This is a genomic window from Streptomyces dangxiongensis (genome assembly GCF_003675325.1).
GTDB lineage: Bacteria > Actinomycetota > Actinomycetes > Streptomycetales > Streptomycetaceae > Streptomyces > Streptomyces dangxiongensis.
Map to the genome: position 1 here is coordinate 2,591,801 of NZ_CP033073.1, position 20,897 is coordinate 2,612,697.

The following is a 20,897-nucleotide window of genomic DNA, read 5'->3' on the forward strand; positions in this document are numbered from 1 at the left end:
AGAACGTGGACAAGGGGGGAGGCCCGGTGGCCGACGAGCCACCGGGCCTCCCCCCTTGTCACCTGTGCTCAGCCGGACATGGCGACCAGGATGCGGCGCTGCCCCGTGTAGGAGCGCCGTCCGTGTGCGACGGCGACGTTGTCGACGAACAGCAGGTCGCCGACGCGCCAGTCCACGTCCACGGCGAGGCGCATGCCGGTCTCCTGTACGTGGCGGACGTACGCGTCGGGGATCGGCGATCCGTCCGCGAAGACGGCGTGCTGCGGCAGTTCGTCCTCCGGGATCACCATGGCCAGCGCGGCCGCGTCCTCGCCGAGCCCGGCCGGGTGGAACTGGTCGGCCTGGTTGAACCACACCTCGGTGCCGGTGACCGGGTGGGCGAGGGTGGCCGGGCGCAGCAGGCTCACCCACAGGGAGCCGTCCGCGCGCCACCGGTGGTCGGCGCCCGTGCCGGCCAGGAACTCCTCCACCGCCGCCCGGTCGTCCGTCTCGAAGGTGGCCTGCCAGCTCTTGCCGAAGCCCACGCCGTCATGCAGGTTCTGGGTGTACCGCACCCCACCGGCGAACGCCTCGCGCACCTCGGCGTCCAGGGACTCGAGCCACAGCCGCCCGTCGACCACCGGGGTGGCGCCGCCGGTCCCGGCTGCGATGGCGCAGTGGAAGAGGATGCGCGACGGCCAGGAACTGGCGTACGACATCTCGTTGTGCATGGAGATCTCGTACTCGGCCGGGTACTCGGTCGAGGTGTAGAGGTTGCGGCCGACCTTGGTGCGCGGGGAATTGCCGTGCACATAGGCCAGCCGCTGCGGCAACAGCAGGTCGGCGAGGCCGTCGTAGCTGTCGGGCGTCACGGCGAAGCCGCGGAAGACGACGGCCTTCTCGCGGACGAGGAGATCGTCGAGGTCGGTGCCGCGCAGGTACTCCGCGAGCCCGGCGGGGTTCGCCTCGACGCCGGCTTCGGCGGGCCCGACCAGTTTCGGCGCCCAGGCCGTGGTGGTCTGCGTCATGCTCGTTCCTCCTTGGTGCCGGCCGGGCCGGCGGCGAAGTGCGGGGGCCTGCGTTCCCGGAAGGCGGTCACCGCCTCCCGGACGTCGGGTGACGCGGCGGCCACCACCTGGAGGGGGATCTCACGCTCCAGGGCGGCCCGCAGCGTCGGGGCGTCGGTGTTGGCCTGCAGGACCTGTTTGGTCAGCCGCAGCGACACGGGGCTGTTCCCGGCGATCTGCCCGGCGGTGTCCATGACGGTCGGCATCAGGTCCTGGATGGCGCAGACCCGGTTGGCCAGGCCGCGCTGCCGGGCCTCCTCGGCGGTCACGAACCGGCCGGTGAGCAGCATCTCGGAGGCGAAGCCGAACCCGGCGATCCGCGGCAGCAGCCAGGACGCTCCCATGTCGCCGCCGGACAGGCCCATGCGGACGAACGCGGCCTGCAGCCGGGCGCGGCCGGTCAGCACGCGGACGTCGGCGGCCAGGGCGAGCGACAGCCCCGCGCCGGCCGCGACGCCGTCGACGGCGGCGACGACGGTCTGCGGCAGTTCGCGCAGGCCGGCGATCACGGCCGCCTGCCGCTCCAGCAGGGTGGTCAGCTCCAGCGGGGGCAGTGCGGCCACCCGGCCGACCTCGCCGACGTCGTATCCGGAGCAGAAGGTCTCCCCCGCCCCTCTGAGGACCAGCACCCGTACCGAGGGGTCGCGGGAGAGCTCGGCGCACAGCGCGCCGAGCTCCTCGAAGACCTCCTCGGTCAGCGCGTTGGCGCGGTGGGGACGGTTCAGGGTGGCCGCGACGATCCCCTCGCGTGGCCGGGTCACCAGGACGACGGGTGACCGCGTGGTCTTCCCGCCGGCCGTCATACCCGTACCTCGTACGGTGCGGCGGCCCCCGCGGTGAGCCTCCCGTGCAGGAAGTCCAGGGCGTCGGGCAGGGCGTCGTCCACGAATTCCCAGTCGTGTCCGCCCGGCCGCTCCCGGTACTCCAGCGGCCAGCCCCGCTCCCGCAGGGCGTCGCGCACGCCCCGGTTCATCCGCACCATACGGTCGTGGTCGCCGGTGCCGACGTCCAGGTACAGGGCCGGTGGCGGCAGCGGGTCCTCCCGTGCGATCAGCCGGTAGGGGTCGTAGCGCCGCCGGGTCTCGCTGTCCGGCGGGCCCCACACGCGTTCGTGGCTCTCGACCGTGGGCATCACGAAGTCCGGCTCGCCGCGGTGCCCGCGGTAGGGGTCGCCGACCCGCCGGGGGGCCTCGAAGGCGCCCGCGTGCGAGGTCACGGCCGCGAACAGCGCGCGGTGGCGCAGTCCGAGGAACAGCGCGGTCGCCCCGCCCATGGAGAAGCCGCCCACGGCCCGCGCGGAGCGGTGGGCGAGCGTGTGGAACCGGGTGTCGACGGCGGGCAGCAGTTCCTCCACGAAGTGGTCCTCGTAGCGCAGGCCCGCGTGGTCGTTGACGAACCAGCGGCGTCCGCTCTCGGGCATGACCACCACGAGCCGGCTGCCGTCCAGGTACTCGGCGAGCCGGGTGCGTTCCAGCCAGGTGCCGCGCCCGCCGCCGTAGCCGTGCAGCAGGTACAGCACGGGGTGGCCGGGGCCGTCCGGCCGGTAGCCGTCCGGCAGCAGGACGGTGGCGCGCTTGGTGCGGCCGAGGATCCGGCTGGGCACGTCCAGGGTCACCGCTTCACCGGGCACGGTTCCTCCTCCTGCCGGGGGCGCGGCGTCGCGGCCAGCGCCCGGCGGTCGACCTTGCCCGTCGAGGTGCGCGGGAACGCGTCCAGGAACCGGAAGTCCTGCGGGACCATGTAGCGCGGCAGGTGCTCCAGGCAGTGGCGGCGCAGCACGCCCGGATCGGGGCGGGCCCCGGCGGCGAGGATCACGTGGACCTCCAGCGCGGTGGCGTCGGGGTCGCCGCCGGGGTCCGGTACGGCGACGCACGCGGCCTCGTGCACCTCCGGCAGTTCGAGCAGTCGCGCCTCGATCTCCTCGGGTTCGATCCGGTAGCCGCGGATCTTCACCATGTGGTCCCGCCGGCCCAGGTAGACGTACCCGGTACCGGCCTCGTGGCGGACCAGGTCGCCGGTGCGGTGCACCCCGCCGGAGGACTCGGGGGCGCCCCAGTAGCCGAGCATCACCGAGTCGCCGGCGATGCCCAGTTCGCCCTCGGCGCCGGGGACGTCGGCGAGGGGGACGCCGTCCGTGTCGAGCAGGGTGGCATGGGCGTAGGGGCAGGGCCTGCCGATGGGCGGCGGGGCCGTCCGGTCGGGGGCGAGGTCGTCGTCGGTGACGCGGTGGAAGGTGCAGACGTTGGTCTCGGTCGGTCCGAAGAGGTTGTAGAGGGCCGCCTCGGGCAGGGCGGCGCGCAGCCGCCGGACGTGCTTGAGGGGGAACGGCTCGCCGGCGAACAGGACCGTGCGCAGCGCGCACGACCGAAGCAGCTCCCGGTTCCTGGCGTCCAGCATGCGGATCAGGGCGCCCGGCACCGAGTACCAGACCGTGATCCGTTCCTCGGCGACCAGCCGGTTCAGGGCCACGCCCAGTCCGCGGCGGTTCTCCGGCACCAGGACCAGGCAGGCGCCGGCCCGCACGGTGGCGAACAGGTCGAAGACGGAGAGGTCGAAGTGGACCGGGGCGTGGGAGGCCACCCGGTCGGCGCCGTTCAGCCCGGTCTCGGTCACGGCCCAGTCGACGAACGCCAGGGCGTTGCGGTGCGAGAGCATGACTCCCTTGGGCGTGCCCGTGGAGCCCGACGTGTACAGCACGTAGGCGAGGTCGTCCGGCGCGGGCCGCACGGGCGCGGCGCCGTCGGCCGTGACCCGCTCCACCGCGGCCCGCCAGCCCAGCCGCAGGGCACCGGGCCGCTGCCCGGGCGTCCCGTCCGCCGCGCCGGCTGGTTCCGTCCGGTCCGTCACGACGACGAGCCGCAGGGAGTCGTCCGCCGCGGCGCGCTGCTCGTCCAGCAGGGCGAGTCGGCCGCTGTCGGTCACCAGGGCCGCGACGGAGCAGTCGCCCAGGATGTAGGCGGCGCGGGCGGGCGGGGCCGCGGGGTCCACCGGGACATAGGCGGCGCCGAGCCGCAGCGCGGCGTGGACGGCGACGACCGTCTCGGCGGACTTGGCCAGCCACAGTCCTATCCGGTCGCCGGATCCGACGCCGGCCTGCCGCAGGGTGGCGGCCAGGGCCGCGGCGGCACGGTCCAGTTCGCCGTAGGTCAGGGTCCGCTCGCGGTCACGCAGCGCCGGGGCGTCGGGCCGCTCGGCGGCGGCCCGTGCGAGCAGGTCGGCCAGGGTCGTCACGGGGTGTGCCTCCCGTCCGCGGTGGTGCGCGCCCGGACGGTGAGGCCGAGCTTCTCGGCCATGACCTTGCGCTGCATGTCGGAGGTTCCGGAGGAGATCCGGGTGCCCAGGGCGTCCCGCAGGTTGCGTTCGGCGTCGGTGCCGGTGGTGTAGCCGAGGCCGCCGAAGAGCTGGACGGCGTCCAGGAAGGTCTGGACGGCGGACTCGCTGGTCTCCAGCTGTGCGGCCTCGGGGAACACCGAGGTGGTGACGCCCTGGGCCAGGTCCCAGGCGGCCCGGTAGGTGAGCAGCTTGGCCGCCTCCAGCCGCACCTGCATGCCGACCACGCTGTGGGACACGGAGGGGAAGCGGCCGATGATGCTGCCGAACTGCTCGCGGCTGCGGGCGTAGCGGGCGCACTCGTCGATCTGGCGCTGCATGGTGCCGAGCAGCGGGGCGAGGATGAGGGACCGTTCCCAGGCCATGACGGTGGCGAGGATCTTCGACCCCTGCTTCTCCGCGCCGAGGCGGTTGGCGACGGGTACACGGCAGTCGCGCAGGACGACCTCGCCCCAGGGCGCGGTGCGCAGTCCCGTCTTCTCGAACCGGGTCTCGACGGTGAGGCCGGGCGTGTCCCGCTCGACGAGGAAGGCGGTGACGCCGGTGAACCCGAGGTCCGCGTTGACGGTGGCGTACACGATGAACAGGTCGGCGACCGGGGCGTTGGTGACGAACCGTTTGGTGCCGTCGAGCACGTAGTGGTCGCCCTCGCGGCGGGCCACGGCCGACAGGGACAGCGCGTCGGAGCCGGAGCCGGGCTCCGTGATCGCGTGGGCGCCGATGGCGCCGCCGTCGACGAGGGCGGGCAGGTGCCGGCGTTTCTGCTCCTCGCTGCCGTAGTGCAGCAGCGGCAGCTCGACGGCCCACAGGTGGGCGCCGGCGGAGATCAGCAGCCCGTTGTCCCGGCAGCCACGGCCCAGGCCCTCCAGGGCCAGCGCGCAGGTCAGCGGGTCCATGCCGAGCCCGCCGTACTCCTCGGGGACGGGCAGCGCGAACACCCCGGCGTCCGCGCAGCGCCGCCAGTCTCCCGGCTGGAGGGCCTGGGAGCGTTCGCGCCGCTCCAGGTCCCCGCCCAGGGCGGCGCCCAGCTCGCGCAGCCGCTCGGCCAGGGCGGTCTGCTCGTCGGTCGGGGCGAGTCTCATGACACCGCACCAGCGGGCTCGGCGTCCGGCAGGGCGGCCAGCGAGGCGGCGATGACCTCGTCGGAGACCACGTGGTCCGCCAGCTCTCCGGTCAGGTACTGCTGGTAGGCGGACAGGTCGAGCATGCCGTGGCCGCTGATGTTGAGCAGGATGACCTTCTCGGTGTGCTCCTCGCGGGCCCGTACTGCCTCGTCGACGGCGGCGCGTACGGCGTGCGCCGACTCGGGTGCGGGCACCAGGCCCTCGGTGCGGGCGAACAGCACACCCGCCTCGAACACGGTCTTCTGGCCGTAGGCCACGGCCTCCATCAGGCCCTGGTCGTACAGCGCGCTGACCAGCGGCGCGGCACCGTGGTAGCGCAGCCCGCCGGCGTGCACGCCCGGGGCGACGAACGTGTGGCCGAGGGTGTACATCTTCGTCATCGGGGTGGTGCCGGAGATGTCGTTGTAGTCCCAGGCGTACCGGCCCCGGGTGAGCTTGGGGCAGGCCTCGGGCTCGACCGCGACCAGCCGGGTCGCGGCGCCGGTGCGCAGCCGTTCGCGGTGGAAGGGGAAGGCGAGCCCGGCGAAGTTGCTGCCGGCGCCCATCGAGGCGACGACCACGTCCGGGAACTCGCCGACGGCGGCGAGTTGCTTGAGCGCTTCCTCGCCGATGACCGTCTGGTGCAGCAGGACGTGGTTCTCACCGCTGCCCACGCAGAATCGGCCGCCCGGCACGGACCTGGCGTACTCCAGTGCCTCGGCGTTGGCCACGGAGACGCTGCCCGCGCTGTCGGGCCGCTCGGCCATCAGTCTGCGCCCGGTTTGCGTGAGCCCGCCCGGGCTCGGGACCACCCGGGCCCCGTGCAGCTCCATCAGGACCCGGCGGTAGGGCTTCTGGTCGTGGCTGACCCTGACCATGAACACCGTGCACTCGAGGTCCATGGCCCGGCAGGCCACGGCCAGGGCGCTGCCCCACTGCCCGGCGCCGGTGCCGGTGGTGAGGTGCTCGACGCCGGACTTCTTGTAGTAGTAGGCCTGGGCGAGGGCCGAGTTGAGCTTGTGGCTGCCCACCCCGTTGGCGCCCTCGTACTTGTAGTAGATGCGGGCCGGGGTGTCGAGCTCGCGCTCCAGGGCGTGTGCCCGGATCAGCGGGGTGGGCCGCCAGCGCTGGTACTCCGCGCGGACCTCGGCGGGGATCTCCACGAAGCGCTCGCGGCCGACGCTGGCCCGGTACATCGACAGCGGGAGGTTGGGGGCGAGCCCCGCCCCGGCGCCCCGCTCCGGGGCGGTGCCGTCGGTGGGTTCGGTGCGCGGGCGGGCCCGGCGGACGTCGGCCGACGGCACGTCCAGGTCGGCCAGGATGTTGTACCAGTGGGTGGGGACGTCGTCCTCGTGCAGCAGGACCTGGTTGCGGGTCACCTTCATGCGGCGCCGTCCCGGGTCGCGGCCGCCGGCACGTTCCGGCCGATCAGCGTGAGGAGGTCGCCGACGTTCTCCAGGTCGGCTTCCATGATGTCCTCGTCCTCGATGTGACCGCCGAATTCCTCTTCGACCGCCATCAGGAGGTGCAGTAGGTTGAGTGAGTCGAGACGGATCACCGGCGAATAGAGCGAGATGTCGTCACGTATTTCCGTGGGACTCAGCCCCAGATCCAGTACCTCGACCATGATTTCCCGGACGCGGCGGGCCACCTCGTCGTCGTGACCGATCACTTGCAGTCTCCTCCCAGCCGTTCGGTGATGTCGGCCAGAAGTGCGTCTTCGTGGTCCGACAGATAGAAATGCCCCCCGGGAAAGACACGGAACGAGAACTCCGCGGAGGTCAGGTCCCGCCAGGCGCGGGCGTCGTCCGGGTCGACTCCGGGGTCGGCGTCACCGACGTACGCGGTGACCGGAGCGGTCATCGTGCGGCCCGGCAGGGGCCGGTAGGTCTCGACGAGCCGCAGATCCGCACGCATCGCGGGGAGCACCAGCGGACGCAGTTCGGGGTCCGCCAGCACCGCCTCGTCCATCGCGCCGAGTTCACCGAACCACTCCACCATCGCCTCGTCGCTTGCGAGGTGTACGTCCGTGTGGCGCGGCGGGGACAGCGGGGAGGCGGCACCGGACACGAACACCCGCCGTGGCCTGGCCCGGTACCGTCGTTCCAGCCGCAGCGCCACCTCGTAGGCGACCGACGCGCCCATGCTGTGCCCGAAGAGGGCGAAGGGCCGGTCGAGCAGCGGCAGCAGGGCCGCGGCGACACCGTCGGCGAGGGACTCCATGTCCTGGAGGCACTCCTCCGCCAGGCGGTCCTGGCGCCCCGGGTACTGCACGGCGACCATCTCGACGCCCGCCGTCGGGGCGTGCGCCCACCGGTGGAACGCGCCGGCGTTGCCACCCGCGTACGGCAGGCAGAACAGCCGCAGAGAAGGTGACTCCAGCGGTCGGTATCTCTTGATCCACGCGCTGTCGCCACGCGGTGGGCGAATGGGTGCCAGGGACACTGATGGCCTCTCCATCGGAAGACGAACACGACCGGCCAAATACGGTTCGACACCCTAGCCACAAAATTCTTCGGATGGCCGGGGAAGCCGGCCCGGAGGCAGTTGCCCATTCAGGTTGCCTCCAGTCCTCTGTGCGTCGGTTGGGCGAGGGTTTGACATGCCTGATGCTCGCCCCGACGCATGAAGGGTTTTTTCGCCAGACATGGATTCACTGCCACTTGGCTCGGTTTATCTGAACGGGCGTTGGACCGCTCCGGAGACCCGGGAGACGCTGCCGGTCGAGAATCCGGCCACCGAAACGGAGATCGGCCGGGTGCCGGCGTGCGGTGCGGCGGACGTTCGGCGTGCCGTGGCCGCGGCCGGTGCGGCGGGTGCCGGCTGGGCCGCGACGGACCCGGCCGCCCGCGCCGGGGTGCTGCTGGCGCTGCGCGACGCCCTCGCCGAGCACCACGAGGACATGGCCCGGCTGATCACCCGGGAGATGGGCTCCCCTCTCACCTTCTCGCGGCGCGTGCAGGCGGGCCTGCCCCTGAAGGTGCTGGAGGGCTTCGCCGAGGCGCTGACGGCGGACCCGGGCGAGGAACGCGTCGGGCACTCACTGGTCGTGCGGGAGCCGGCCGGGGTGGTGGGCGCGATCACGCCGTGGAACTATCCGCTGCACCAGGTGATCGCCAAGGTGGGGGCCGCGCTGGCCGCCGGGTGCACAGTGGTGCTCAAGCCCAGTGAACTCGCCCCGCTTTCCGCCTATTTCCTCACCACCCTGATCGACGGCCTGGGCCTGCCGCCCGGCGTGTTCAACCTGGTGCCGGGCCGCGGCACGGAGGCCGGCCGCGCGCTGGCCGCCGACGCCGGCGTCGACGTGGTGTCCTTCACCGGGTCGCTGCGCGCGGGCCGGGAGGTCGGCTCGGTCGCGGGCGGCGGCGTCAAGCGGGTCTGCCTGGAGCTGGGCGGCAAGTCGGCCACGGTGGTGCTGCCGGACGCCGACCTCGCCACGGCCGTCACCGACGGGGTGCGCTCCGCCCTGCACAACGCCGGGCAGACCTGCTCCGCCCGCAGCAGGCTGCTCGTCCCGCGGTCCCGGACGGACGAGGCGGTGGACGTGGTGCGGTCGGTCCTGGCCGGGTACGTGCCGGGCGACCCGGCCGACCCCGGCTGCCGGCTCGGTCCGCTGGTCTCGCGGGCCCAGCGGGACCGGGTCCTGGAGCACGTGCGCGCCGCCGAGGCCGGCGGTGCCCGCCGGGTGGCCGGCTCGCCACAGGACGAGGTCCCCGCCCGGGGCCACTACGTGGCGGCCGGCGCGTGGACCGGCGTACCGGCCGACGCCCCGCTCGCCCAGGAGGAGGTCTTCGGGCCCGTCCTCGTCGTCCTGCCCTTCGACGACGAGGCGGACGCCGTGCGCCTGGCGAACTCCACGCCCTACGGACTGGCGGCGACCGTCTGGTCCGCCGACCCGGACCGGGCCACGGCCGTCGCCCGCCGGCTGCGCGCCGGCCAGGTCGACATCAACGACGCGGCCTTCAACCCGGCGGCCCCCTTCGGCGGTTACGGCATGTCCGGCGTCGGCCGCGAGCTGGGCGCACACGGCATCCGCGAGTTCCAGGACACCAAGTCCCTCCAGTTGCCGGCCTGAACCGCCCCCCGCACGGGCGGTGCGGGCGGGAGACCGACCCCGCCGAAGGCGAAGCCGAGGCGGCACACGACAACGACGACCACCACGGATGCCAGATGACCCTCAGCATGCCGCCCCTCCGTTCCGACTTCCCCGCACGGATCAGCCCGTTCACCGACAGCGTCGAGCAGAGCACCCGTGCCTTCGTCGACCGCTTCGGCCTGGTCCCCGACCAGGCCTCCCGCGACCACCACGCGCGGTCGCTGCTCGGGACGCTGATGTCCCGGGCCTATCCCGACTCCGGGGAGAGGGAACTCGCCCTGGTGACCGACTGGATCAGCTGCATGCTCGTCCTGGACGACCAGTTCGACGAGACCCAACTGGGCCAGGATCCCGACCGGCTGCGCCGGGTGTGCGACGAGGTCCTCGGCTGGCTCCCGGCCGACGGCACCGTGCCCGAGCGGCCACCCGCCCCGGTGGAGGCCTCCCTCAGCCGGGTGTTCCGCCCGGCCTACGCGGATCTGTGGCGGCGCACCGCGCCGTACACGTCCGCCACCTGGCGCGCCCGGTTCGCCGGGCACATCGGGGCGTTCTTCGACACCTGCGTGTGGGAGGCCCGGAACCGGCTGACCGGCCGGGTGCCGAGCGTCGCCGAGTACATCGACCACCGGGGCCGGGCCCTGATGCCGTACCTGGACCTGATCGAGGTGACCACGCACGCCGAGGTGCCCGAGGAGATCTACCGGCTGCCCGAGTTCACCGAGATGAACCAGGCGCTCTCCGACGCCGACCTGTGGACCAACGACCTCTTCTCCTGCGAGAAGGAGGCGCTGCTCGGCGACCCGCACAACCTCGTGCTGGTCCACCGGCACGAGCACGGCTGCGACCTGCAGACCTCGGTCGACGCGGTCGGCGCGATGGTCCAGGAGCGCTTCGACCGGTTCACCGAGCTGAGCCGGTCCTTCCCGGGCCCCGTCCTGGCGGCCGATCTGTCCCCCGCCGGGCGGGCGTCGCTGAGTCACCACATCGAGGGCCTGCGTAGCTGGCTCAGCGGCCAGCTCCAGTGGCGCTACGAGACCGGCCGGTTCGACCCGACACGGCCCGAGGTGGTCTCGGCCACCGGCTCGACCCCGCTGTAGCGGCCCGACCCATGCCGATCACTCACGATCGAGGTACGTGAATGCGAGACCGGTACGCGACCCTGAAACACCTGCAAGGGCTCGACCCGAAGACCGACCACGAAACCATCCACCGAATATCCTCCGACCGCGAATTCCCCTGGGACTACGGCCGGGGATTGGAGGTGGCCATCTGGCGCACCTGCTGCGTGCCCAGCATCTCCGGAATGCTGGACGGCAGCGGTGAATTCGCGCTGCGCGCGCAGAAGCGGTACGACGACACACGCATTCTGCTGGGGGAGATGGTCCGGGGCGGATACGACTCCGAGCGCGGCCGGCAGGCCCTTCGGCAGATCAACCAGGCACACCGCCGCTTCTCCATCGACAACGACGACATGCTCTACGTGCTGTCCACCTTCGTCTTCGAGCCGATCCGGTGGATCGACCGCTGGGCGTGGCGCCCGGTCAGCGAGACCGAGCGGCTGGCGGCGTTCTACTTCTACACGGAAGTGGGCCGGCGGATGAACATCCGCGACCTGCCCACCGACGTCGACGCCTTCGAGCGGTTCAACCGGGAGTACGAGAAGGAGCACTTCCACCCGGCGGCGAGCAACCGACGCGTCGGTGGTCACATCCTCCGCCTGTACGCCTCCTGGTATCCGCGTCCGGTGAGCGACGCGGTGGCCGCCACCCTGCCCTGCCGCCTGGACACGCCGGCGCGGCAGGCTCTCGGCATGCCGGAGCCGACGTGGCGGGCGCGCGGCCTGAACACCCTGGGGCTGCGCGGGCACGCGGCGGCCGAACGGCTGGCGCCGGCCCTGATGGCGCGGCTGATGACCCGGCCGACCGCCCGGACCTATCCGGGCTATCCCCACGGCTACCGCATCGGCGACATCGGCCCCGATCACGTCACCCGGCAGACCGCGGACTCACGGACCGAGCCGCTCACGACGGCAGGAAACGATCACTCATGACCTCGTTCAACGCCCCGGCGGCCGTGGAGCGCCCGCCGGGCCGGATCGGCGGCACACCCCTGGTGCCGGTCCGCGTGCCCGTACGGGGAGGCTCGCTGCGCCTGTGGCTGAAGCTGGAGTGGGACAACCCCTTCGGCTCGATCAAGGCCCGCACGGCGGAGGCACTGCTGGACGCCCTGGAGGCGACCGGGCGGCTGGGCCCGGGGAACCGGGTGGTGGAGTCCACTTCCGGCAATCTCGGCGTAGCGCTCGCCGGTCTGTGCGCGGCGCGGGGCTACGCCTGCACCCTGGTCGTCGAGCCGAGCACCCCGCACGGCAGCGTCGCCCGCATGCGGGAGCTGGGCGCCGACGTCGTCGTCGTACCGGACGTGCCCGGCGGTCGGACGCTCGACGCCCGGCTGCGGGTGGTCGATGACCTGCTGCGCCGGGACCCCACCGCCGTGTGGACGGACCAGTACCACAGCGCCGCCAACCCCGGCGTGCACGAGAGCCGGACCGCAGCCGAGCTGGTGCGTCAGGCGCCGAACGGCTCGTACGACGCGGTCGCCGTGGCGGTCTCCACCGGTGGCACGCTCGCCGGGGTCGCCCAGTTCTTCCGGGACCACCTGCCCACCGCTCGTGTGATCGCCGTCGACGCCGTGGGCTCGGCCGCGCTGGGCGGCCCGGTGGCGGAACGGCCGTGCAAACTCGCCGGATTCGGCTCCGGCCGCCCGTCCGGCTTCGTGCGCCCGCACCACGTCGACGACGTCGTCCGGGTGCGTGACGAGGACGCCGCGGCGGCCTGTGTGCTGCTGCAGCGGGCCACCGGACTGTCGCTGGGCGGGAGCGCGGGGGCCGCCGTGCTGGCCGCGGTCGTCCGGGCCGCGGCGGACCCCGCGCTGCGCGAGGTGGCCTGCGTGTGCCCGGACAGCGGCGAGAAGTACCCCCTGACCGAGACCGCGGCACGGGTGGGGACGACCGCGTCGCCGGACGTCGCCACGGCCCTCGACGCCCTGGGCCGGGCCCGCGCCGGCACCCCCCACGCACAGGAGACACCCCTGCCATGACCGACTCCCCCACGCCCCCGATCACCTATCTCGGCAGCGCGGACGTGGCCACCGTCTGCGCCGGCCTGCCGGTCGTCGACATCGTCGCGGACACCCTGCGGGCCGTGCACCGCCGGGCGGCCGGGCTGACGCCCGAGGCGGCGCTGCGCTGGACGACGCCCGCCGGTGCCGCCGCCCGCAGCCTGATCCTGCCCGGCTGGTCCGGCGACGCCTACGGCTGCAAGATCATCAACGCGTCGCTGGGCAACCACCGCCTCGGCCTGCCCCGCGCCGCCGGACTGGTCGTCCTCAACGACCCGGAGACCGCCCGGCCCACCTGGGTGATGGAGGGCGGCCTGATCAGCGCCCTGCGCACCGCGGGCGTGTCGCTGGCCGCGGTGCGCGCCCTGCGGGATCCCGCGGAGGTCACCGAGGCGGCCTTCCTCGGCTGCGGCCGGCAGGCTCAGGTGCACCTGGAACTGCTCCTGCGGACCTGCCCGGCGCTGTCCGAGGTCGTCCTGTACGACCAGGACCCGGACCGCGCGCACCGGCTGGCCGCCGCACTCGGCTCGTCGGCACCGCGGCTGAGCGTCACCGTCGCCGCGGACGCACAGGAGGCCGCCGGCCGGGCGCGGCTGGTCGTGGCGGTGACGACGACGACCGAGCCGTACGTCGAGCTGGACTGGCTGCCCGAGGGCGCGCTGTTCGTCAACGTCTCGCTCGACGACGCCGCGGAGAGCCTGCTGCTGGGCTGCGACGCGCTGTTCGTCGACGACTGGAAGCTGGTCGCCGAGGACGAACACCGGCTGCTCGGGAAGCTCGCCCGGTCCGGCCGGATCGCCGGCCCGGGAGAGCCGGCCCCGCACGGCGGCCGGAGCGTCGACGCCACCCTGCCGGCGCTGGTGTCGGGTGCGTTCACGGGGACGGTCGGTGCCGCGGACCGGGTGGTGGTCAACCCGTTCGGCATGGGCGTGCACGACATCGCCGTGGCCGCGGCGGTCCGCGACCGGGCGGTCGCGCTGGGCCTCGGTCTGGCGCTGCCGCACTGACGCCGACGGGCCGGTGCCCCTCCCGCGTGGGCGGGCACCGGCCCCCCTCGTCCGCTCACCGCCCGCCGGACGGCTCACCAGGCCGGGCCAGCACCTCGGCCGTGTGCTCCCCGTGCGCCGGGGCCGCCGCGCGCAGCGAGTCCAGCCCCGCGCCGAACCGCACCGGGAACCGCACCTGGCGGCGCGGCCGGTCGGCGGCGGAGCCCGGCAGCGTGCCCACCAGGTCCCGCTCGGCCGTGTGCGGGTCCGTCAGCAGTTCCTCGGCGGACTCGTACACCGGTGCCCACGGGATGTCCAGACCGGACAGGACCGAGGTCCACCAGGCGAAGTCGCGCTGTGCGAACACGTCGGCCAGCAGCTTCGCCACCTCGTGCTTGGCCCGGGTGCGGGCAGGGCGCCGGTCGTAGGAGTCGTCGTCCAGGGCGGGGAAATGCGGTGCCAGGGCGCGCCGGAAGGTCACCCAGAACTTGTCCTCGAAGGTGGCGAGGGCGATCCGGCGGCCGTCGGCGACCGTGAAGACGTCGTTGTCCCCGGTGACCAGTGGGCTGTCCACCGGCTCCGCCCGTTCGAGCAACGGCAGCGCGAACGGTCCGCACCAGGCCGCTGCCGCCTCGTGCAGGGAGACGTCGAGGTGCTGGCCCTCGCCCGTGTCGCGGGCCGCGAAAGCGGCGACGACGGTGGCGTACGCCGCGTACATGGCGCCGGCCAGGTCCGCCACCCGCACGCCCACCCGGTCCGCCCGGCCCGTCGTGCGATGCGGTACGGCGAAGAAGCCCGACAGGGCGAGGAAGTTGAGGTCGTGGCCCGGCCGCTGCGCGTACGGCCCGGTCTGCCCGTAACCGGTGATCGAGCAGAGCACGATGCGGGGGTTGGCGGCCCGCATCCGGTCGTACCCCAGACCCGAGGCCGCCAGCACGCCGGGCCGGTGGCTCTCCACGACGACGTCGCTGTCGCCGACCAGCCGCAGCAGGTCCGCGCGCCCCTCCTCCGTGCGCAGGTCGAGCACGACCGAGCGCTTGTTGCGGTTGAGCGCGGCGAAGGCGTCCGGGTCCACGAGCCGCCCGTAGTCCCCCCGGTGCGGGTCCTCGACCTTGACGACGTCCGCGCCCAGGTCGGCCATCATCGACGTCGCGAATCCCCCGGGGAGCAGCCGTGACAGGTCCAGGACCCGCAGGCCCGACAATCCGGGCCAGCCGCCCGTCAGATTCCGTGTCATGAAAACCCCCAAGCAGGTTCCGAGTACGCCGGTGAGAAATCCGCCGGTCGGTGCACCGTATACAGCGGGACAAATGCGGAACTGGAGCGAGCCTGGATGTTTTCCTGCCCCTTTCCGATGGGCCGCCCCCGGAGCCGAATGTTTTCCGAGAATGTGTGCCGTCACCGGCCGAATGTGCCGCCCTCCCAAAAAGGAGCCCGTTCATGCCCTCCGGACCCGCAGTGTCGTCCTGGTCCGCGGACCGCTCCGTCCCCCTCTTCGACCGGTCCGTCGGCGCACTGCTGCGTGAGGCGGTGGCCGCCCATCCGGACACCGTCGCCCTGGTGAGCGTGCCCGACGGCGGCGGGCCCCGGCAGCAGTGGACCTACCGCGAACTGCTCGCGGAGGCGGAGTCCGTCGCGGCCGGCCTGCTGCAGCGCGTGGACGTCGGCGACAAGGTGGCCGTCTGGGCACCGAACGTGGCCCGCTGGCCGGTGTTCGCCTACGCCGCGGCGCTGGCCGGCGTCACCCTGGTGACGCTGAACCCGGCGCTGCGCCCCGACGGTCTGGAGCACGCGCTCCGGGCCTCCGGCGCCGTACTGCTGGTGCACGCCGAGCGCAGCCGCGACCACGACATGGCCGCGGTCGTCCGCGAGGTCGCCCCGCGGCTGCCCGGCCTGCGCCACATCGTGCCCTTCGGGGCCTGGGACACACTCCGGGCGAGCGGTCCGCTGCCGTCGGACGAGGAGGTCCGCGCGGTCCCGGCCCAGTTGCAGTTCACCTCGGGGACCACGGGGACGCCCAAGGCGGTCCTGCTGTCCCACCGCGCGGTGGTCAACGTCGCCCGTCTCACCTTCGAGGGGCTCGGTGTCGCGCGCGGCGTCACCGTGGTCTCCCCGCTGCCGATGTTCCACACCGCGGGCTGCGTCATCTCCACCCTGGGACCGCTGTGGAGCGGCGGGACGTTCGTCCTGCTGGAGCGCTTCCACCCGCTGGCCCTGCTGGAGGTGTTGCGGGAGCGGCCGGGCGCCCTGCTCACCAGCGTGCCGACGGTGCTGACGGCACTGTGCGAGGTGGCCGCCGGCCGGGAACCGCGGCCGGTGCTCTCCGCGGTGCTCACCGGTGCCGCACCGGTGCGTGCCCAGCTCATCCGCGAGACGGAGGAGTTGTTCTCCACGACCGTCTTCAACCTGTACGGGCAGACGGAGCTGGCCTCCGTGCTGACCCTGACCCGGCCGGAGGACTCCGCCGAGCTGAAGACCACCACGGTGGGCCGGCCGCTGCCGCACGCCGAGGTGCGGATCGTCGACCCCGGCACCGGGGAGGTACAGCCGCTCGGAGTCCAGGGCGAGATCTGCGCCCGCGGGTACCAGCGGATGCTCGGCTACCACGGCGACGAGGAGGCCACCGCCCGCAAGGTCGACGCGGACGGCTGGCTGCACACCGGGGACCTCGGCTCGATGGGCGCGGACGGCACGCTGCGGGTCGCCGGGCGCCTCGACGACCTGATCATCCGGGGCGGCGAGAACATCTCGCCCGCCGCCATCGAGGAACTGCTGTGCACGGTGCCGGAGGTCCGGGACGCCGTCGTCGTCGGCGTCCCGGACGAGAAGTACGGCGAGGTCGTGGCCGCCGTCCTGCAACCCGCCGCGGACGGGCCGGATCCCGACGCCGGCCGGGTGCTCGCCGAGTGCGCGCGGCGCCTGCCGCCGCACATGGTGCCCGCCGCCCTGTACCTCGCCGGGGACCTTCCGCTCACCTCCTCGGGGAAGGTCCAGCGCTTCCGGGTCCGGGAACTGGCCGTGGCCGGCCTGCTGCGGCCCCTGACGACCCGCCCCGTCGCCGCGGCCCGCGGCTGACCGCGGCCCCACGAGCCCCACTAGGACGCGAGGACAGCATGAAGATCTCGATGCAGCTACGCTACGACGGCGACATCGTCCGGGCGGCCCGTGACGTCACCGCGCTGGAACGGGCCGGCCTCGACCTGATCTGGGTGCCCGAGGCGTACGGCTTCGACGCGCCCAGCTTCATGGGCGCGATCGCCGCCCGCACCAGCCGGGTGGAGATCGGTTCGGGAATCCTGTCGGTCTACACCCGTACGCCCGCCCTGCTGGCGATGACGGCCGCCGGGGTCGACGCCCTCTCCGGGGGCCGCGCCCATCTCGGCCTGGGCGCCTCCGGCCCGCAGGTCGTGGAGGGGATGCACGGTGTGCCCTACCGGTCCCCCGTGGCCCGTACCCGGGAGACCATCGAGGTGATGCGCGCCTTCTGGCGGCGCGGCGAACCGGTCGCGTACGACGGCTCGACGGTCCGGCTCCCGCTGCCCGCCGGCGCCTCCGGCGCGACCGGGCTGGGTACGCCGATGCGGCTGCTCACGCCGCCGGTGCGGCCGGAGGTGCCGGTGTGGGTGGCCGCCCTCGGTCCGCGCAATGTGCGGATGACGGCCGAGACAGCCGACGGGTGGCTGCCCATGTTCTTCGTGCCGGAGTGGTGCGACCGCGTCTGGGGCGAGGACCTCAGGGCCGGTGGCGCGGCCCGCGATCCCGGCCGGGCACCGCTGATGGTCTCCGCAGGCGGTGTCCTGGCCCTCGGTGCCGACGCGGCCCGGCACCGTGAGCGGGCGCGGGACCGGCTGGCGCTGTTCATCGGCGGCATGGGAGCGCCCGGCCACAACTTCTACTACGACCTCGTCTGCCGCTACGGCTTCGCCCGCGAGGCCGCGGCGATCCAGTCGCTGTTCCTGCGCGGTGAGCGCGGGGCGGCCGCCGCGGCCGTGCCGGCGGCCCTGCTGGAGGCCACCACGCTGTGCGGCCCCGAGTCGTACGTGAAGGACCGCATCGCCGCCTACCGCGAGGCCGGCGTGACCCACCTGGAGGTCGCCCCGGTCGCCGGCGAGTGGCAGACCGAGGCGGACCTGGTGGCCCGGGTGAAGGAGCTGTGCGGCTGAGCCGGTGACGGCTCGCCCGATGCCCGTGCCGCCCGCTGTCGCTCTTCCGGCCCTACTCCCTGCGCTGTGCGGCCAGCCGGGTCAGGGGCAGGAAAGCGTACTCCCCGCCGGAGCGCGCCGGCCCCTCCAGGACCTGACGGTCCACCAGGGCCTCAAGGACGTCCTCCGCCTCGCGGGGGGAGCAGCCGAGCAGCCCGGCGGTGGCGGCGATGGTGAACGACGCGGCGCTGCTGACCAGCCGCGACACGGCGTCACCCAGTGTGCTCCCGGTCTCCGGCAGGGCGCGGGTGATCCGCCCGGCCACGTCCAGGTCGCCCATGACCAGTTCGTCGAGCCGCTGACGCGGGTCCTCCAGGCGCTCCGCCAGCCGGGACAGCGGCCAGTGCGGACGCGCCGCCAGCCGCATACCGGCGACCCGCACCGCCAGCGGCAGCCCGCCGCACAGCGCGGTGATGCGGTCGGCCGCACCACGCTCGGCGCGCACCCTGCCCTCCCCGGTCACGGACGCCAGCAGCGCAGCCGCCTGGTCGGCGTCGAACGGGGTGATCCGGAAGTGCCGGGCGCCCTCCAGCCCGGACAGCGGCTCCCGGCTGCACACCAGCAGCGCGCTGCTGACCCCGCCCGGCACGAACGGCCGGACGGCCTGCTCACCGGGCGCGCCGTCGAGGACGACCAGCAACTGCCGCTTGGCCAGCAGATTCCGGTAGAGCGAGGTGCGGGCGGGCAGCGACTCCGGCAGGGCCTCGCCGGGCACGCCCAGCGCGGTCAGGAAGCGTCCCAGCAGCAGCCGCACCTCGCCGGGGGCGGCCGAGTCCAGTTCCCCGTGCAGCACGCCGTCGCGGAACGTGGGCCGGGAGGAGGCCGCCACCCGGGCGGCCAGGATGGACTTGCCCACGCCGACCGGTCCGTACAGCGCGGCGATGGGCGCGGCGCCGAAGGCGACCTGCGGACCGCGCCCGGTCAGGTGGTGCAGGATCCGCTGCTGTTCCGGCCGGTCCACATAGTCACGGATGCCGGGCGGCATCTGGAAGGGGCGCACCGGCTCACCCGCCGGGCGGCGGGCTGCGGGACGCGGCGCCGCCTCCTCGTCCGTGCGCAGGATGGCCGACTGGGCCCGGCGCAGTTCGTCTCCCGCGCCGATGCCGCTGTCGTTGCGCAGCCGCCGGTCGACCGCGGCGAACACCTCCAGCGCGGTGGCCCGCTGGCCCGAACCGGCCAGCGCGGTGACGAGCCGTGCGTGCACCCCCTCGTGGACGGGGTTGTCCCGGGCGATGGGCCCCAGGTGGTCGATGACGTCCTCGTACCGCCCCCGCGGCAGCACGAGGTCGGCGAGCCGCAGCGCTGACGTGACGCGCTGGTGGAGGGCCTCCGCGGCGACGGGGTGGTCCGTCAGCCCGGCCCCCATGCCCTCCAGCACGAGTCCGCGCCACAGGGTCAGGGCCTCTTCGAGCAGGGCGGTCTCACGCTCCGGCTGCTCCGCCTCGCGGGCCTGCCCGGCGAGCCGGACGCACCGGCGGAACCACAGCAGGTCCAGGTGGGTCTCCTGGGAGACGATCAGTTCGTAGCCGCTGGAGCGGCGCACGAGCAGGGCGGGAGTGGCCTCGCCGCCCGCATGCGTCCCCAGAAGCTGGCGTATCCGGTAGACGTACGTGTGGATTAGCTGTCCGAAGGAGTCGGGTATGTCGTCGCCCCACAGGACGTTGGTGATCTCGTCGCGGTCGACCGGCTGGTTCGCGCGCAGCGCCAGCAGGCCCAGCAGGCTCTGCTGCTTCGGCGTGCCCGCGGTCACCTCGGCCGGTCCCCTGCGTACCGCGAGCCTGCCGAGGATCTGCAGGGCGAGCGGCTCCTGGGCGGCGTGCGCGGCCGGGCCGGACTCGGCCGGCCCGGGGTCGGGACACAGCACGGGCTCGTCGAGGACTTCGGCGAGCCGCTGCAGGGAGCTGGCCCGGGGTGCGCGCACGCGGCCCTGTTCGATCTCGCGGAGCGTGCGCAGACTGAGCCCCGATCTCTCGGCGACCGCCCGCTGGCTGACTCCCCGCCGGACGCGCGCGGTCCGGACGATGGTGGCTATATCTCGGTGTGTGATCGGCGGCATGACCTTTCCGGCCCCCTTCCTGTTTCGTCGGGCAACCCGAGTGGGCCGGGTACTGTGCGGACCGGCGACCCGGGCTGAGCGGAATGCATGATTCCTGCCGTCAGTCCCACACCATGGATTCGTTCGGGTCGACCGGAAGCGTCGTTCCCGTGACCGCGTGGACCACGGCGGTCGGCGACACCTCCTCATCCGCGGAAGCGGTGGCGGCCCCGGCACCAAGGAGGGCGAAAAGCACAGCGGAAACGGTCACAAGGCGGCGCACGGCGCGGTTCATGAAATCCCCCTGAATGAAGCTCCGGCTGTCTGCCGGCTCACGTCTTTGCTGACGTGACTTCACCCTCGCGCGTCGCCCGCCGTAGTTGAAGGCTTTACCGCTGGACGGAAGCGTCCCCGTCCGGTTCCGTCCAGCAGGCCACCGAATGCATCCCCCGCGGGACGGGCCATTCATGACGCGTACACACCCAAGACGGAGCGCCTCAGGCCGGGGAGGCGTCGCCGCCCTCGGACCCGTCCATGAGCGCGTCGTGGTACCGCGGGATGAGCACTCCGCCACAGGACTGCAGCCGGCAGCCCCGCAGCGGCCCGGCGTTCACCACCTGCAGCGCGAGGCGCAGAGCACTGCGCTCGGCGTCGCGCAGCCCGGCCACGGCGTGGAAGAGGCCCAGGGTGAGGGTTCCGTCGGCCAGGGCATGGACACTGACGTGCTCGAGGGCGTCGTCCGGCCGGCTCGCGGCCAGGAGCCAGTCGGTGAGACCGTCGGGAATCCCCAGCGGACGAGAGGCGCGCATTTGAACATGAATGAGATGCATGTCCCGACTATTTCGAGTGTCCGGCTGACTGAACAAGCCTGCGGGTTCGCCGCTTTGGGCCATGGAACAAAGCGGCCATCAATTGGCTACCGCAACGCGCCCTTATCGTGTCATGATCAGCCACAGCCGCCGATACCTCGAGGAGATTCGCC

General features: G+C 73.4%; 19 protein-coding genes. 7 read left to right on the forward strand and 12 right to left on the reverse strand.

Annotated elements, in window-relative coordinates; all coding sequences use genetic code 11:
* Positions 1-68: 68 nt before the first annotated feature.
* The 8 genes from D9753_RS11295 to D9753_RS11330 are packed head-to-tail and all read right to left on the reverse strand — an operon-like array spanning position 69 to position 7,924.
* Entirely contained in the window at positions 69-1,007 is a 939-nt protein-coding gene (locus D9753_RS11295) for a TauD/TfdA family dioxygenase (RefSeq protein ID WP_121786892.1), read from the reverse strand.
* On the reverse strand, positions 1,004-1,849 hold the full coding sequence (locus D9753_RS11300) for an enoyl-CoA hydratase/isomerase family protein (protein ID WP_121786893.1): 846 nt from the start codon (positions 1,847-1,849) through the stop codon (positions 1,004-1,006). The genes D9753_RS11295 and D9753_RS11300 overlap by 4 nt, the downstream gene beginning before the upstream one ends.
* A complete protein-coding gene (locus D9753_RS11305; protein WP_240468111.1) occupies positions 1,846-2,676 on the reverse strand; it encodes an alpha/beta hydrolase in 831 nt (276 codons plus the stop codon). The genes D9753_RS11300 and D9753_RS11305 overlap by 4 nt, the downstream gene beginning before the upstream one ends.
* Positions 2,658-4,277: an amino acid adenylation domain-containing protein gene (locus D9753_RS11310; protein ID WP_121786894.1), complete on the reverse strand. Its 1,620-nt coding sequence runs from the start codon at positions 4,275-4,277 to the stop codon at positions 2,658-2,660. Before D9753_RS11310 ends, D9753_RS11305 begins: the two co-directional genes overlap by 19 nt.
* Positions 4,274-5,458, reverse strand: a complete 1,185-nt coding sequence (locus D9753_RS11315) for an acyl-CoA dehydrogenase family protein (protein WP_121786895.1) — start codon at positions 5,456-5,458, stop codon at positions 4,274-4,276. Before D9753_RS11315 ends, D9753_RS11310 begins: the two co-directional genes overlap by 4 nt.
* Positions 5,455-6,864 carry a TrpB-like pyridoxal phosphate-dependent enzyme gene (locus D9753_RS11320; protein WP_121786896.1) on the reverse strand — a complete coding sequence of 470 codons (1,410 nt, stop codon included), beginning with the start codon at positions 6,862-6,864 and terminating at the stop codon, positions 5,455-5,457. Before D9753_RS11320 ends, D9753_RS11315 begins: the two co-directional genes overlap by 4 nt.
* Positions 6,861-7,151: a phosphopantetheine-binding protein gene (locus D9753_RS11325; protein WP_121786897.1), complete on the reverse strand. Its 291-nt coding sequence runs from the start codon at positions 7,149-7,151 to the stop codon at positions 6,861-6,863. The genes D9753_RS11320 and D9753_RS11325 overlap by 4 nt, the downstream gene beginning before the upstream one ends.
* The gene (locus D9753_RS11330) at positions 7,148-7,924 is read right to left on the reverse strand and encodes a thioesterase II family protein (RefSeq protein ID WP_240468112.1); all 777 of its coding nucleotides are present in this window, start codon (positions 7,922-7,924) and stop codon (positions 7,148-7,150) included. Before D9753_RS11330 ends, D9753_RS11325 begins: the two co-directional genes overlap by 4 nt.
* A 202-nt stretch (positions 7,925-8,126) precedes the next feature.
* Here D9753_RS11330 and D9753_RS11335 point away from each other — a divergent pair, with 202 nt between their 5' ends.
* The 5 genes from D9753_RS11335 to D9753_RS11355 all read left to right on the forward strand — a co-directional run bounded on the left by D9753_RS11335 (position 8,127) and on the right by D9753_RS11355 (position 13,699).
* Positions 8,127-9,554: an aldehyde dehydrogenase family protein gene (locus D9753_RS11335; RefSeq protein WP_121786899.1), complete on the forward strand. Its 1,428-nt coding sequence runs from the start codon at positions 8,127-8,129 to the stop codon at positions 9,552-9,554.
* Positions 9,555-9,649: 95 nt separating this feature from the next.
* Positions 9,650-10,672: a terpene synthase family protein gene (locus tag D9753_RS11340; RefSeq protein ID WP_121786900.1), complete on the forward strand. Its 1,023-nt coding sequence runs from the start codon at positions 9,650-9,652 to the stop codon at positions 10,670-10,672.
* 41 nt (positions 10,673-10,713) lie between these two features.
* A complete protein-coding gene (locus D9753_RS11345) occupies positions 10,714-11,625 on the forward strand; it encodes an oxygenase MpaB family protein (protein ID WP_121786901.1) in 912 nt (303 codons plus the stop codon).
* Positions 11,622-12,671, forward strand: a complete 1,050-nt coding sequence (locus tag D9753_RS11350) for a pyridoxal-phosphate dependent enzyme (protein WP_121786902.1) — start codon at positions 11,622-11,624, stop codon at positions 12,669-12,671. Before D9753_RS11345 ends, D9753_RS11350 begins: the two co-directional genes overlap by 4 nt.
* Positions 12,668-13,699: an ornithine cyclodeaminase gene (locus D9753_RS11355; RefSeq protein WP_121786903.1), complete on the forward strand. Its 1,032-nt coding sequence runs from the start codon at positions 12,668-12,670 to the stop codon at positions 13,697-13,699. The genes D9753_RS11350 and D9753_RS11355 overlap by 4 nt, the downstream gene beginning before the upstream one ends.
* A gap of 55 nt (positions 13,700-13,754) precedes the next feature.
* Here the strand turns inward: D9753_RS11355 and D9753_RS11360 are convergent, their stop codons facing one another.
* The gene (locus tag D9753_RS11360; protein ID WP_121786904.1) at positions 13,755-14,915 is read right to left on the reverse strand and encodes a CaiB/BaiF CoA transferase family protein; all 1,161 of its coding nucleotides are present in this window, start codon (positions 14,913-14,915) and stop codon (positions 13,755-13,757) included.
* 203 nt (positions 14,916-15,118) lie between these two features.
* Here D9753_RS11360 and D9753_RS11365 point away from each other — a divergent pair, with 203 nt between their 5' ends.
* Positions 15,119-16,753 (forward strand): AMP-binding protein, encoded by a 1,635-nt coding sequence (locus D9753_RS11365; RefSeq protein WP_121786905.1) that lies wholly within the window; start codon positions 15,119-15,121, stop codon positions 16,751-16,753.
* A gap of 38 nt (positions 16,754-16,791) precedes the next feature.
* A complete protein-coding gene (locus D9753_RS11370; protein ID WP_121786906.1) occupies positions 16,792-17,841 on the forward strand; it encodes an LLM class F420-dependent oxidoreductase in 1,050 nt (349 codons plus the stop codon).
* Between the two features lie 52 nt (positions 17,842-17,893).
* Here D9753_RS11370 and D9753_RS11375 read toward each other — a convergent pair whose 3' ends face one another.
* The 3 genes from D9753_RS11375 to D9753_RS11380 form a co-directional block, all read right to left on the reverse strand.
* A complete protein-coding gene (locus tag D9753_RS11375; RefSeq protein WP_163010672.1) occupies positions 17,894-19,936 on the reverse strand; it encodes a BTAD domain-containing putative transcriptional regulator in 2,043 nt (680 codons plus the stop codon).
* Between the two features lie 100 nt (positions 19,937-20,036).
* The gene (locus tag D9753_RS36485; RefSeq protein ID WP_163010673.1) at positions 20,037-20,210 is read right to left on the reverse strand and encodes a hypothetical protein; all 174 of its coding nucleotides are present in this window, start codon (positions 20,208-20,210) and stop codon (positions 20,037-20,039) included.
* A gap of 202 nt (positions 20,211-20,412) precedes the next feature.
* Positions 20,413-20,724, reverse strand: a complete 312-nt coding sequence (locus D9753_RS11380) for a hypothetical protein (protein WP_121786908.1) — start codon at positions 20,722-20,724, stop codon at positions 20,413-20,415.
* Positions 20,725-20,897 lie beyond the last annotated feature (173 nt).